This window comes from Rhizobium phaseoli, assembly GCF_001664385.1.
Taxonomy (GTDB): Bacteria; Pseudomonadota; Alphaproteobacteria; order Rhizobiales; family Rhizobiaceae; genus Rhizobium; species Rhizobium phaseoli.
Map to the genome: position 1 here is coordinate 655,240 of NZ_CP013536.1, position 13,938 is coordinate 669,177.

General features: G+C 63.0%; 12 protein-coding genes. 8 read left to right on the forward strand and 4 right to left on the reverse strand.

Annotated elements, in window-relative coordinates; genetic code table 11:
* Positions 1 to 116: 116 nt before the first annotated feature.
* From AMC88_RS30160 to AMC88_RS32840, 3 genes are all read left to right on the forward strand, one after another.
* Positions 117 to 1,385, forward strand: a complete 1,269-nt coding sequence (locus AMC88_RS30160) for a metallophosphoesterase family protein (protein ID WP_064830264.1) — start codon at positions 117 to 119, stop codon at positions 1,383 to 1,385.
* Positions 1,385 to 4,858 carry an ATP-binding protein gene (locus tag AMC88_RS30165; protein WP_064830265.1) on the forward strand — a complete coding sequence of 1,158 codons (3,474 nt, stop codon included), beginning with the start codon at positions 1,385 to 1,387 and terminating at the stop codon, positions 4,856 to 4,858. The genes AMC88_RS30160 and AMC88_RS30165 overlap by 1 nt, the downstream gene beginning before the upstream one ends.
* A 79-nt stretch (positions 4,859 to 4,937) precedes the next feature.
* A protein-coding gene (locus AMC88_RS32840; RefSeq protein WP_097541909.1) for an IS5 family transposase occupies positions 4,938 to 5,698 on the forward strand; the annotation gives its coding sequence in 2 pieces (ribosomal slippage) (positions 4,938 to 5,265 and positions 5,265 to 5,698; 762 coding nt in all).
* Positions 5,699 to 5,832: 134 nt separating this feature from the next.
* On the opposite strand, the gene AMC88_RS30180 is transcribed toward AMC88_RS32840, so the two are convergent.
* Positions 5,833 to 6,255 carry a type II toxin-antitoxin system VapC family toxin gene (locus AMC88_RS30180; protein WP_064830266.1) on the reverse strand — a complete coding sequence of 141 codons (423 nt, stop codon included), beginning with the start codon at positions 6,253 to 6,255 and terminating at the stop codon, positions 5,833 to 5,835.
* The gene (locus AMC88_RS30185; RefSeq protein ID WP_004677292.1) at positions 6,252 to 6,506 is read right to left on the reverse strand and encodes a type II toxin-antitoxin system Phd/YefM family antitoxin; all 255 of its coding nucleotides are present in this window, start codon (positions 6,504 to 6,506) and stop codon (positions 6,252 to 6,254) included. The genes AMC88_RS30180 and AMC88_RS30185 overlap by 4 nt, the downstream gene beginning before the upstream one ends.
* A gap of 175 nt (positions 6,507 to 6,681) precedes the next feature.
* Here AMC88_RS30185 and AMC88_RS30190 point away from each other — a divergent pair, with 175 nt between their 5' ends.
* Positions 6,682 to 7,596: an acetamidase/formamidase family protein gene (locus tag AMC88_RS30190; protein WP_064830267.1), complete on the forward strand. Its 915-nt coding sequence runs from the start codon at positions 6,682 to 6,684 to the stop codon at positions 7,594 to 7,596.
* Positions 7,597 to 7,612: 16 nt separating this feature from the next.
* Here AMC88_RS30190 and AMC88_RS30195 read toward each other — a convergent pair whose 3' ends face one another.
* Positions 7,613 to 8,515, reverse strand: coding sequence for a proline iminopeptidase-family hydrolase (locus tag AMC88_RS30195; protein WP_064830326.1), 903 nt, complete (start codon positions 8,513 to 8,515; stop codon positions 7,613 to 7,615).
* 61 nt (positions 8,516 to 8,576) lie between these two features.
* Positions 8,577 to 9,374, reverse strand: coding sequence for a helix-turn-helix transcriptional regulator (locus AMC88_RS30200; RefSeq protein WP_037146061.1), 798 nt, complete (start codon positions 9,372 to 9,374; stop codon positions 8,577 to 8,579).
* A gap of 128 nt (positions 9,375 to 9,502) precedes the next feature.
* On the opposite strand from AMC88_RS30200, the gene AMC88_RS30205 reads away from it, so the two are divergent.
* Genes AMC88_RS30205 through AMC88_RS30220 form a run of 4 tightly spaced genes read left to right on the forward strand, consistent with a single transcriptional unit; the run spans position 9,503 to position 13,937 of the window.
* A complete protein-coding gene (locus tag AMC88_RS30205; RefSeq protein ID WP_064830268.1) occupies positions 9,503 to 10,393 on the forward strand; it encodes a proline iminopeptidase-family hydrolase in 891 nt (296 codons plus the stop codon).
* A gap of 51 nt (positions 10,394 to 10,444) precedes the next feature.
* Positions 10,445 to 11,383, forward strand: a complete 939-nt coding sequence (locus AMC88_RS30210) for an ABC transporter permease (RefSeq protein WP_064830269.1) — start codon at positions 10,445 to 10,447, stop codon at positions 11,381 to 11,383.
* Positions 11,380 to 12,231, forward strand: coding sequence for an ABC transporter permease (locus tag AMC88_RS30215; RefSeq protein WP_012489791.1), 852 nt, complete (start codon positions 11,380 to 11,382; stop codon positions 12,229 to 12,231). Before AMC88_RS30210 ends, AMC88_RS30215 begins: the two co-directional genes overlap by 4 nt.
* Positions 12,228 to 13,937, forward strand: coding sequence for a dipeptide ABC transporter ATP-binding protein (locus AMC88_RS30220; RefSeq protein ID WP_064830270.1), 1,710 nt, complete (start codon positions 12,228 to 12,230; stop codon positions 13,935 to 13,937). The genes AMC88_RS30215 and AMC88_RS30220 overlap by 4 nt, the downstream gene beginning before the upstream one ends.
* Position 13,938: the final 1 nt, after the last annotated feature.

Genomic DNA, 13,938 nt, shown 5'->3' on the forward strand with positions numbered 1-13,938 from the left:
CGCGCCCTGGACGCGTGCTCCATATTCCCTTCCTCACGGCCAGGTGACAGCGATCGCGCGTTCATCGGTCCGAGGGCACCGGCTCATCATTCTGTCGCAACGCGATTTCTGCATTCATGGCTTATCGTTTCGTCCACACTGCCGATCTCCATCTCGACTCTCCGCTACGGTCGCTGGCGCTTCGCAACGCCGAGCTGGCCGATCTCGTGAGCGACGCCAGTCGGCAGGTGCTGATCGCGATCGTCGACCTTTGCCTCGAGGAACAGGTCGATGCGCTGGTCATCGCCGGCGATCTCTATGACGGCGAGCAGACGTCGATGAAGACGGCGCGCTTCCTGGCAAGCCAGCTGGAACGGCTGCACCGGGCGGGGATTTGCGTCTTCAAGATCCGCGGCAATCACGATGCGATGTCGAAGATCGCCAGAGAGCTGGTGATGCCCGACACGGTGAAGGTCTTCGGCGGCCATGCCGAGACCGTGGAGGCGACGAAAGGCAGCCTGTCGGTTGCGATCCACGGTCTGAGCTTTGCCAAGCCGCAGGCACCGGACCCGCTTCTGCCGAAGTTCAAGCCGCCGGTCGCAGGTGCCATCAATATCGGCATCATGCATACGAGCCTTGCCGGATCCGCCGGCCATGATGTCTATGCGCCCTGCAACGTGCTCGACCTTCACGCCTCGGGATTCGACTACTGGGCGCTCGGGCATCTTCATCAGCGCAGCCAGTATCCCGGCACGGCGACGGTCATCATGCCCGGCATGCCGCAAGGCCGCGACATTAACGAGGCGGGCATCAAGACGGTGTCGCTGGTGACCGTGGCGGACAACAGGACGGTGACGGTCGAGGAGCGGCGCACCAGCATCGCGCAGTTCGAGCGAGTCGATGTCGACCTCACGGGTGTCGACGATTGGCGTGATGCGGCCATGGCGATCGAAGCGGCACTGATGGGGCAGCGCGACCATACCGCCTCGCCGCATCTCGTCGCGCGCCTCAGGCTTTCCGGTCGCACGCCGCTCTCCTGGCAGCTTCGCCGCGATATCGACCTCATGCAGGCGGAGGCCGAGCAGCGCGGTGACCGCATCGGCCGGACCTGGATCGAGAAGCTGGAGCTCGCCTTAGAAGCGCCGGTGCCCCTCGCCGACGAAGCAGTTGCCGATCCCGTCATCGAGCTCGGCGCGCTGATGCGGGACGATGTCATCGCCCGCAGCGGGTTTCGCGACGATGTCAGGGAGATGGTCCGCGACCTGCTCGCTGACCTGCCGCCCGAGAGCCGGGCATTTGCCGGGCATGACGAGGCAGGTTTCGAACGTTTCATCGACAGCCTTCTCGCCGACGGCGCCGAGGATATCGCCGCCCGGATGAAGGCCGCGGAGCGGGGAGACAGCTGATGCGCCTGCGCCGTCTCGACCTTGTCCGTTATGGCAAGTTCACCGACCACTCGATCGATTTCGGTGCGGCCCGCACGGGTTCGCCGGATCTGCACATCGTTTACGGCCTCAACGAAGCCGGCAAGTCGACCACCTTCGCCGCCTATCTCGATCTGCTCTACGGCATAGGCGAGCGCAGCACCTACAATTTCCTGCATCCCTACAATACGATGAAGGTCGGTGCGCGGCTGGAATTCGGTGGCGCGGAGCACGAGCTGGCGCGGCTCAAATTGCGGACGGGCAGCCTCGTCGATGATCGGGGACAGGCTGTGAACGAGGCGCTGCTTGCCGGCGCGCTCGGCGGCGTCGGCCGCGAGGCCTATCGCACCATGTTCTCGCTCGACGACCAGTCCCTCAAGGAAGGCGGCAACGCCATCATCCAAAGCAAGGGCGAGCTCGGCGAGTTGCTGTTCTCGGCAAGCTCGGGCCTTGCGGGCCTGAGCCGTTCGCTGGTGACGGCGGTCGACGAAGCCAATGGGATCTACAGGAAGCGGTCGTCAAGCACGAAGCTTGCGGAACTCAAACGCGCGCTCGAAGCGCTGAAGGCCGAGCGCAATGCCATCGACACGCTTGCCTCCACCTATTCGGGCCTGAAATCGACCCACGAGCAGGCCGACGCCGCCTATGCCGCGACGACGCGGGAACTGGCCGGGGCCAAGGCCCGGCACCAGGAGCTGACGCGCCTTCTCGGCGCCCTGCCCGCGGCGCTGGAACTCCGGCGGCTGGACGCCGATGCAGCCGGCATGGGCGATCTGCCGCGGCCGCCGTCCGAATGGTTCACACTGCTGCCGAAGCTTTTCCACGACGAGACGCGGCTGCAGGCGCTTGTCGAAACCGCCGACCGCACGCTGCGCCAGCTTGCCGACGAGATCGAGGCGATCGCGATCGACGACAAGGCGCTGGCGGTCGCCGCGCATATGCACATGCTGGATCAGGGGCGCGGGCGCTATATCACCGCTGAGAGCGACCTGCCGAAACGCCGGCTGGCGCTGGCTGAACAGGAAGGCGTGCTGGTGCGGCTGCTGGTCGATCTCGAGCAGCCGGGCCATGCGGCGCCCGAGGCGCTGCTGCTGCCCGCCTCGCTGATCGGCATCATCCGCGATCTCATCGAGCGACGTTCCGGCGTCGAGGTGAACCTGGCTGCCGCGGGCCGCGAACTGGCGCGGGCGCGCGAGAATCGCGAAAGGCTGAACAAGGAAGGCGGGTCGCACGATGGCGCCGCGATCCTCGATCCCGCGCATCTCGGCCGCATCGAGGCCGCCCTGAGCCGGCTGACCGGGTCTGATCTCGCAATGCGGCTCACCGTGGAGGAACGCGCGCTCGCGCAGGCGAAGCGAACACAGGAGAAGCAGTTCGCACAGCTTGCGCCCTGGACAGGTGATGCCGTCGCCCTGCAGCGGACGAACACGGCGGAGCCTCGGCAGGCCGAGGTCTGGCGTGGCCAGGCGATTTCGATCGACAAGCGGATTGCCGATCACGAGGCACGGCTGCGCGATCTCGGCACCGAGCAGGCGCTGACCAAAGCCCGGATCGCGGCCTTCGTCGCCGGTGGTTCGATCGACGATGCCGAGGCCGCGAGGCTGCGCGGCGAACGCGATGCCGCCTGGCAGGCGCATCTTGCCAGCCTGGATGCCGCCACTGCCCGGACATTCGAGGAGCGGATGCGCCAGGACGACATGGTGTCCGCCGGCCGCCTGTCACGTGCGCAGGAGCTGGCCGAACTGCGCCAGCTTCGCCAGACCGAAGCGGCAACGGCGGCAGCGATCGAACGGCAAAGGGAATTGCTTGCCGAGGCGCGAACCGAACATGATGGGCTTGCCGAGCGCATCCGTGGCCTGTTGCCCGAAGCAATCGAATATGACGCCGAAGCTGCGGCGCGCATTGCAACACTTGAGGCATGGACCACCAAGCGAGCCGCGGCGCTGGCCGCCTGGGACGATCTGCAGCGGACCGAAGAGGCGGTAGAGGCGCTTCGCGGCGAACTGGACAGCCATGCCGCCACGCTTGCGGCGAGCCTTGCGGATGCCGGCCATGGTGACGCCGACGATCCGCAGGTCGCCGCGCTGATCCAGGCGGCGAGCGATATGCTTGCCGCCGGCAAAGCCGAACAGGCGGCGCGGCAGGCGCACGAGAAGGCAATCGGCGATCTCGACCGCGATGTCAGGGAACGCGAGCGCGACCAGCAGGAGGCGGAAGCCGCGGTCGCGGCCTGGGACCGGGAATGGGCTGAGGCGCTGTCGCGAACCTGGTTTGCCGACAAGACCGGCTCGTTGGCGGCCGTTCGCGCCGTGCTGGATGCGCTCGGAACCCTACCCGCCATCCTGAAGGAACGGGATGACCTCGCAAGCCGCGTTGCCGCGATGGAGCGCGACCAGGAGCAATTCCGCGAGGATATAGCAGCTCTTCTCGCAGACTGCGGCCTCAGCCGATTGGCATCCGATACGCTCGCCTCGGCCAATGCGCTGGTGGAACGCCACGAGGCGGCGCGGCATGCCGCACAGCTTCGAGCAGACCGGCAGGCGGATATCGAAAAGCATTTGGAGAAACGCCGGGCGCTGGAGGAAGAACTGGCCGTTCACAATGCCCGCAAGAACGAACTGACCGGCTATTTCGGCACGGACTCGCTTGCCTCAGTCGAAGCATTCCTCAATCAGTCGCGAGAGCGAGACCGGCTGGAGGCACGCGCCGCTACCTTACGCAGCCAGATCATCGATGCTTTGCGCGCGGCAAGTTTTTCCGAGGCCGAACGTCGCCTTGCAGATATCGACGCCGCTGCGGCCGAGCGTGATGCGATCGAGCTCGGCGCCCGAATCGAGGATCTCACCGAGCGGGCGAAGCTTCTCTATTCCGACGTGTCGCTGGCGCGGCAGAAGCTCGAAGCCGTCGGCGGGGACGACGCGGTGGCCCGGATCGAGGCCAAACGCCGAACCATCTTCCTCGAGATCGAGGAACTGGCCGTGCGGCATCTGACGCTGCGCGCCGGCACGCTCGCGGCCGAACAGGCGCTGCACATCTATCGCGAAAAACATCGCAGCTCGATGATGAACCGCGCATCGCAAGCTTTTCGCCTGATCACCGGCGGCAACTATTCCGGCCTGACGACCCAGCCCGACCGGGACAAGGAAATACTGATCGGCGTCTCACGCGACGGTGGCTCGAAGCTTGCGGACGCGATGTCGACCGGCACGCAGTTCCAGCTCTATCTCGCGCTTCGCCTGGCCGGCTATGAGGAATTCGCAGCGCTTCGCCCGCCCGTCCCCTTTGTCGCCGACGATATCATGGAGAGCTTCGACAATCCCCGCTCCGAAGAGGTTTTCCGCCTGCTCGGCGCAATGGCAAAGGTCGGGCAGGTCATCTACCTCACGCATCACTGGCATCTCTGCGAGATCGCGCGGCATGTCGTTCCTGATGTCACCATACACCAGCTGCCATGACCGGGCGCTAGGAGCCGTGGACTCTTGGGATTCCCAAAGCTGAGCAAATCAGATTCAAGACTGTCTTTTGGAGGCAGTCATGGGTGTTTTAGATCGTCTCATTCTTCGAGATGACCAGTGGGAGCGGATGTCTCGTCATATCATTGGCGACGATCGCACGCGCGGTTCGTCTGGACGTGACAATCGCATGTTTGTGGAAGCGGTCTTGTGGATCGTGCGGACGGGTTCGCCCTGGCGCGATCTGCCGGAGGTGTTCGGTGATTGGAACAGCGTGTTTCGCCGCTTCAGCCGCTGGAGCCAAAAGGGTGTCTGGTGGCGTGTCTTCGAAGCAATGTCGGAGGATACCGACTTCGAATACCTGATCGTCGACAGTACTATTATTCGCGCCCACCAGCACGCCTCCGGCGCAAAAAAGGGGCTGAAGATCAGGCCCTTGGCCGCTCGCGCGGCGGCTTGAGCACCAAAATCCATATGGCCGTGCGTGGCCTTGGATGTCCTGTTCGTTTCATCCTGACCGCCGGCCAGAAAGGCGATGCACCGCAAGCCGATCTCCTGATCGAAGACCTGCCAGCCGAGGTCGTCATGGCCGATACGGCCTATGACAGCGACCGGCTACGCAAACTCATTGCCGACAAGGGCGCGCAAGCGGTTATCCCGAACAACCCCTCGCGTGCCAAGAAGTATCCACTCGACAAGGAACTCTACGCTCAGCGCTATCTCGTCGAATGTTGCTTCTCGAAGCTCAAGCAGTTTCGACGCATCGCCACGCGATATGAGAAAACCGTTCGAAACTACAAAGCCATGATCGCTCTGGCCGCAACAATCTTATGGCTCAGATAAGTGTCCACAGCTCCTAGAGCATGATGCCGAAAAGTGTGAGCGGTTTTCGGACGACATCATGCTCTAACGCTTCAATTCAGAACAGGATTCAGATTTTAGGCCGACCGGGCCTAAAATCATCCTGTTCTAAGACATCAACCCTGCCACGGATCCAGCACGACAACGCCCGCGCCTTCGAAATCCCGGATATTGCGCGTAACCACGGTCAGGCCGAGAACGAGGGCGGTTGCGGCAATCAGAGCATCGGCTTCATTGCGCCGATCCGGAATATGCAGATGCGCGCAGCGTGTGGCGATCGCATCATCGATCGACAGGATACGGCCGGCGAATGCCGGCCGCACTTGGTTTTCCAGCCATGCCCACAGGCGAGCGCCCTGCGTCGCATCGCGACGCTGCACACCGAGTATTCCACGCTCCAGCTCCAGGATCGTGATGGCGGAGATGCATAAGCCCGCGGTGTCTTGCGCCCCGGCCCAGGCGACCACATTGGCATCGGCCTTGCCGTCTCCGACCTTGCGCAATTCGGAAACAACGTTGGTATCCAGCAAATATTTCAAGAGAGATCGACCCCGCGCGGGGCGATCTCAACACGAGGCGGGTCGAAGTCGATATCTGACAAACCCGGCATGAAGAGAGCATCGACCAGGCTGCGGCGCTTGCCGGTGAGACGCTCGAATTCGTCATAGGTCATCAACACGTGCGATGGCTTGCCACGATCCGTGATGATGACCGGACCATTTTGCGCCGCCTTCTTTGCCCTGCTCACGTCGTGATTGAGTTCGCGGCTGGAAAGACTTGTCACGTTCATAACGCACCTCCATGTAGGTACATACCTACATGTAGTATAGAGTGGATGCAAGGCAAGTCAGATCGCATGCCTGGCGTGTTGGCTTCCCAAGTAATCTCTGATCTAGTCTGGACCGTCCGCCGCGCAGACCAGCCGCGGCCCCCTGGCATTCGAAACGAGCGAGAGCTGTATTCTCATGACCACTCACCGCTTCATTCCGACGCGCTTTCACAATGTTCTCGGCTCACTTGCGCCGGCGCTGCATATTGCCGACGGCGATACCGTCGTCACTGACACGCTCGACGCCGTCGGCTATGATAAGGACGGCATCCGGCGGACATCCGGTCCGAACCCGATGAACGGCCCGATCTTCGTGGATGGCGCCGAGCCCGGAGATGCGCTGAAGGTCGAGATCATCAGCATGGTTCCGACCAGGGGCACCGGCTTTACCCGGAGCATCGTCGCGGCCAATGTCATCGATCCGGAAACGGTTCGCGACCTGCCGTCGCGGGATATGGCGATCTGGGCCATCGACCGCGAAGCGCTGACCGTGCGGCTATCCGATCCGGTCGCCGGCCTCGAAAATTTCGTTCTGCCGCTTGCCCCGATGATCGGCTGTTTCGGCGTAGCGCCCAGCCTCGGTCAGGCGATCTCGACGGCGACCAGCGGCGAATATGGCGGCAACATGGATTATCGCCTGTTCGGCCCCGGCACGAGCGTTCGTTTTCCGGTATCGACTCCAGGCGCGCTGTTCTTTCTCGGCGATTGCCATGCCGTGCAGGGCGATGGTGAGATCGTCGGCACCGGCGTCGAAACCACTTTCGAAGTCACGGTTCGGCTGACGGTGGAAAAGACGGTCGGACTGGTCTGGCCACGCGGAGAAACCGCCGAAGACATCTTCACCATCGGTAATGCCAGGCCCCTCGACCAGGCGCTTCAGCATGCCACCAGCGAAATGCTGAATTGGCTCGCTTCGGATTACGGCCTCGATAGAACGGCGGCAAGCCATCTCTTGGGACAGGTGGTGCGTTACGACGTCGGCAACGTCTTCGATCCGGCCTATACGATGGCCTGCCGTGTCGCGAAGAAATGGCTGGTCCACCGATCGTGACGAGCCGGCATCTGCTTCAGTCGTAGCGTGACAGAAAGCCGGAAACGGTCGCCAGGCAAAGCTGCTTTTCCTCGACATGCGGCATGTGGCTGGAATTTTCGAAGAGCACCCATTCGCAGCCGGGAACGCGTTCGAGGTAGGGCTTTACCACCAAGGGCGTCGCCTCGTCATATTTCCCCGAAATCAGCAACGTCGGCGCCTCGATGCGCTCGAGCCGGTCTTCGATCGTCCAGTCCTTCATCGTGCCGATGACGTGAAACTCAGTCGGGCCGTTCATGTTGCGGTAGACGGTATTGTCCTCGTCCATGATCGCAAAGGTCCGCGCCACTTCCGGCGGCCACGGAACCACCCGGCAGACATGGCGGTCATAGAAGATCCGTGAGGCGGCGATGTAGTCGGGATCGGTGAGGCTTCCCGCCAGCTCGTGTTTGAGCAGCCTGTCCTGCACCTCTTTCGGCAGTTCCTGCCTCAGCCGGTTCGCTTCCGAAACCCAGGTGTGCATATTGGCCGGCGAGTTGGCGATCACGAGGGCCTTCAGGCCAGGTGGCCGGCGCACCGCATGCTCGGCGCCGAGCATGCCGCCCCAGGACTGGCCGAGGAAGGCATAACGATGCCGGATGCCTATATGGGTAAGCAGCGCGTCCAGCTCTTCAAGAAACAGGCCGACCGTCCAGAAATCCGGGCCCTTATCAGGAAGCCGGGTGGAATTGCCGTTGCCGAGCTGGTCGTAATGGATGACCGGGCGGCCGTCGAGGGCAGCGATATCCTTGAAGGAATCGACATAATCATGCGTGCAGCCGGGTCCGCCATGGGCGACGACGAGGGGCAGCTTGCCGCTCTCCAGCGAGCCGGTGATGCGATACCAGGTGCGATAGTCGCGAAAGGGCAGATAAGCTTCATTCGTCGCGATTTCGGTCACCGGCGTCTCCATCTCTGGTCTGTTGAAGACCATAACGCGGCGGTAGCGGCGACGGCAGCTATCACAAGTTATAGGGTGGCCAGGTCTGCGTCGGCCGTTCTTCGAGCAGGCGGTAATGGGTGGCGCGCACGACGGCCTGCGTGCGGTTGCGGGCGCCGAGTTTCTTTGCCGCCGCATTGAGATGCATGACCACGGTCGGCACCGAACGGTCGATGATGCGGGAGATTTCCTTGGCCGAATAACCTTCTGCCGAATGGCGCAGGCATTCGCGTTCCCGCTCTGTCAGCCGGACCGTGCCGACGCTCCTCGCCTTCCGGTCGAAAAGCGAATAGGCGGTCTCATGGAAGACATGGGCAAGCAGGTTGAAGTCGGCAATATAGCGCAGCGCATGCCGTTCGAAATCGTTGTTGCGGCCGAAGCGGATGCCGGTGACGGTGGCATAGTCGCCGCGTGGCATGTGAACCGGGACGGTGACGCCGGTCGACATGTCGCGTTCGCTCAGATAGCGCGTCACCGGGGCGGTGTCCTCGCTCATGAAGCCCTTGATCAGCGTGTCGGCATCGGGATCGTAATTCCAGAAGAAGGGTGCGGAGGTGCGCAGCGCCACCTGCTGCACCGGATCGATGCGGAAGTACCCGCGATCGAACCAGTAATCGTGCATGTCGTCCGAAATGTTCCTGAGCTTCAGCAGCGACGGTATCATGATCGCGCCGTCGAGATCGTAGGGAACCGGCGTATAGTCGTAGATCAGCGCCTCGAAGCCGATCTGCTTCATCGCCTCGAAGGCCTGGTCGATCCGGCCGTCCAGCGTTTCATGCGCTGTGAACTGCCGTCTGATCGTTCCGATGTCGTCAAGCATGCGCTGCTCCGGTTTCGACGTGGCGCCCTACCCTATCACTTCTTATAGCTGGCACGGAACGCGATTTCCGGTAAAAAATTAACCACGCCCAAATATTGAGCAAGTGAAACCTTCTGCCGGAGCGGTCAATGTGGCGTGAAATACAGTCGGACGAGCGATTCGAGATCGATGTCGATGGCTATCGCCTCGTTGCCTACAGTTTCGGGACCGGCAGCGAGACGATTTTCTGCCTGAACGGCGGGCCGGGTCTGCCCTGCGATTATCTGCGCGAGGCGCATTCCTGTCTCGTCGAAAAGGGTTATCGTGTTATCGCTTTCGACCAGCTCGGCACCGGCGCTTCCGACCGGCCGGACGATCCCTCGCTCTGGACGATCGGCCGTTATGTCGAAGAGACGGAAACGGTGCGCAAGGCGCTGGGGCTCGGCAAAGTCCACATGCTCGGCCATTCCTGGGGCGGGTGGCTGGCGATCGAATATGCGCTGACTTACGCTCAGAACCTCAAGACCCTGATTCTCGAGGATACCGTCGCCGACATGCCGCATCTGATCTCGGAACTGGAGCGGCTGCGCGCGGCACTCGGTCCCGAAACCGCCTCGATGATGCAGAAGCACGAGGCACAAGGCACCTATAATCATCCCGAATATCTCGCCGCCGTCACCATCCTCAACTACCGCCATGTCTGCCGTCTGCCGGAATGGCCGGCGCCGGTCCGCCGCTCGCTAGACGACTGGAATATGGCGCCCTATGAGACGATGCAGGGGCCGAACGAGTTTCTCTATATCGGCAACCTCAAGGACTGGAACCGCATTGCCGATCTGCCGCGGCTGACGCTGCCGGTGCTGATCACCGCGGGAGAGCATGACGAGCTGACACCGGCCTGCGCGCTGAGGATGAAGCTGGCGCTGCCGAATGCCGAGCTCAAGGTGTTTGCCAATGCCAGCCATATGCCCTTCTATGAAAACCCGCAGGATTATTATCCGGCGCTTCTCGATTTTCTGGCCCGGCACGAGGCAGCCTGATGCAAGAGGGAGCGGACCGGAGCCGACGAAGTCAAAGGGGCGATCGCCGTCATGCATCGCTATAAATTCGTTCTGACGCGACCGTTGCAGTTCCTGCCCGTCATTTTCGGCATCAGCGTCATCACTTTCATTCTGGTCCGCCTGATCCCCGGTGATCCCGCCCGCAACATCCTCGGCACGCGCGCGACGCCGGCAGCCCTTGCCAGCATCCGCGCCCAATATGGTCTCGATCAGCCGATGTGGCTGCAATACCTCTACTTCCTCAAGAACCTCGCCAATGGCGAGATGGGCAAGTCGATCCTCTATAAAGTCGACGTGCTGAAGCTGATCGTCACCCGCATCGAGCCGACGCTTGCGCTCGTCGCCTCCAGCGTCGTGCTGTCGGTTCTGATCGCAGTGCCGCTGGCGGCAATCGCCGCACGCAATGCCGGCCGCGCGTCGGACCATGCGGTGCGCATCGTCTCGACCTTCGGCATCGGTTTTCCCCCCTTCTGGCTGGGACTGATGCTGATCATCCTCTTCAGTGTCGAGCTCGGCATGCTGCCGGTTTCGGGCTACGGCGCGACCATCGGCGACAAGCTTTCCCATCTTGTGCTGCCGAGCCTGACGGTGGCGCTGTCGCTCTCGACCGTTTTGACGCGAAGCCTGCGGGCGGCGATGATCGAAGCGCTGAAGTCGGACGTCGCGACGGCGGCGCGCGCCCGCGGCATGCCGGAAGGCATCGTCTTTTGGCGGCATGTGCTGCCGAATTCGCTGGTGCCGACGATCAACCTGCTTGCCGTCAATATCGGCTGGCTGATCGGCGGCACGGTGGTGGTCGAGAGCGTCTTTGCGCTGCCCGGCATGGGACAACTGCTTGTCAGGGCGATCTTTTCGCGCGACTACATGGTGGTTCAGGGCGTCGCCATGGTCTTTGCCTGCGCCACGGTGCTCATCAATTTCCTCGCCGACATCGTCACCGTCGCCGTCGATCCGAGGGTGAAGTTATGAGCGTCGAGGCGATCGTGCCTGCATCGCCCGGCTGGCGCCGGTTTTTCCGCCGGCAGCTGATGCTTGCCGTCGGTGCCGGCCTGCTGCTGTTTTTCGTCCTGCTGGCAGTCGGCGCGCCCATCATCGCGCCCTATGACCCGATCATGCAGAATGCCGAAGTGCGGCTGCAGGCGCCGTCATTGCTTCACCCGTTCGGCACCGACAATTTCGGCCGCGATATCCTGTCCCGCGTCATCTGGGGCGCGCGCATCGACCTGCAGATGGCGCTGATCGGCGTCATCTTCCCCTTTCTGATAGGCACGACAGTCGGCACGGTCGCCGGCTTCTTCGGCGGTATCGTCGATGCACTGTTCATGCGCTTAGTCGATATGATCCTCGCCTTCCCCTTTCTCGTGCTGATGCTGTCGATCATCGCGATCCTTGGTCCCGGCCTCGGCAGCTTCTACATATCGATGGCGCTGGTCGGCTGGGTGTCCTATGCGCGGCTGATCCGGGCGCAGATGCTGGTGCTGAAAAGCAGCGACTATGCCGTTGCCGCCGTCAGCCTCGGCTTCAGCCGCCCGCGCATCATGTTCCGCCACCTGCTGCCGAATGCGATCGCGGGATCGATCGTCTTTTCGATGTCGGATGCGACGCTGGTGCTGCTCAGCGGCGCCGCCGTCAGCTATCTAGGTCTCGGCGTCCAGCCGCCGATCGCCGAATGGGGGGTGATGGTCGCGGAAGGACAGAGCTTCATCACCACCGCCTGGTGGATCACCCTGTTCCCCGGCCTCTCCATCGTCTGCCTCGCCTTCGGTTTCAGCATGCTGGGCGATGCGCTCGGCGAATTGCTGGGGGTGCACGAATGAGCGGCTCCCTGCTTTCCGTGCGCGATCTCACAGTCAGCGCCCATCTCGATTCCGGCCCGCGCACGCTGCTCGACGCCGTCTCGCTCGACCTCGGCAAGGGCGAGGTCCTCGGTCTCGTCGGCGAGAGCGGCTCGGGCAAGAGCCTGTTCTGCCGTTCGCTGGTGCGGCTGCTGCCCTCTTCGCTCTTGAAGATCGACAGTGGCTCCGTGCTGCTCGAAGGGCGCGACCTCATGCGGGTCGACGACGGCGAGATGCTGAAGGTGCGCGGCGGTGAGATCGGCATGATCTTCCAGAACCCGACCAGCCATCTCGACCCGGTGATGCGGGTCGGCGAGCAGATCGCCGAGGGCATACGCTATCACGAGGGGCTCGGCGCCCGCGAGGCCCGCGCTGCTGCGACTGATATCCTGGCGCAGGTCGGTTTCCCCGATCCGAAGCGTCAGTACGACAGCTATCCGCACGAATTTTCCGGCGGCATGCGGCAGCGGGCGATGATCGGCGTGGCTTTGTCCTGCAATCCGAAGATCCTGATCGCCGACGAGCCGACGACGGCGCTCGATGTAACCATCCAGGCACAGATCCTGCGGCTGTTGATCGACATTCGCGACCGGCGCGGACTGTCGATCATTCTCATCACCCATGACCTCGGCATCGTCGCCCAGACCTGCGACCGCATTGCCGTGATGCGCGGCGGCAAGCTTCTTGAAGCGGGGCCGAAGCGGGCGATCCTGGCGCGGCCGCAGCATCCCTATACGATCAGCCTGATCGACAGCCACCCTTCGATATCGGGCGAGACTCCCGCGTCGTCGCCCGCGGTGGCGGACGCCGGCCGGCCGCCAGGACCATTGCTTGAAATCGACGATCTCCATGTGCGGTTCAGAGCCGGCGGCGGCCTGCTGAAGGGCGGCGCCAAGTCGGTCAGCGCAGTTTCCGGCGTCAGCCTGCAGATCATGGCCGGGGAGACGGTCGGCATCGTCGGTGAATCCGGCAGCGGTAAGAGCACGCTTGCCCGCGCCGTGCTTGGCCTTACGCCCCTTTCCTCCGGTCATGTCACGTTCGAGGGCGTCGATCTGGCGCTGCAGAAGGGCGCGGGCCTGGCAAAACTCAGGCGTGAAACGGCGATGGTTTTCCAGGACCCCTATAACGCGCTCAATCCGCGATTGACGATCGGTCAGATGCTTGCCGAGGTGCTCAAGGTGCAGGGCAAGGTGGCCAAGGCGGATATCCCGGCGCGGATCGACGCTTTGCTCGATCTCGTCGGCCTCGAACGCGAATTCGCCGGCCGCAAACCGCGCAGCATGAGCGGCGGCCAGTGCCAGCGCGCCGGCATCGCCCGGGCGCTCGCCGTCGACCCGAAAATGATCATTGCCGATGAATGCGTCGCCGCTCTCGACGTGACCATTCAGGCGCAGATCATCGAGCTCTTCCGCGAACTCACCGCGAAAATGAACCTGACGCTGATCTTCATTGCCCATGATCTCGCGATCGTCCGCAATCTCTGCGAACGCGTGGTCGTCCTGTATCGCGGCGAGATCGTCGAGGAAGGCCGCTGCGAAGAGGTGTTCGCGCGGCCTAGGCATGCCTATACGGCGGCGCTGATCGCCGCCATTCCCGACATCGATCCGGACAAGCCGCTGCTGCAGGGCGCCGGCGGCAAGGAGGATCTGCAATCGATACCGATCCAGCCCATCAAACGCATGTCATAAC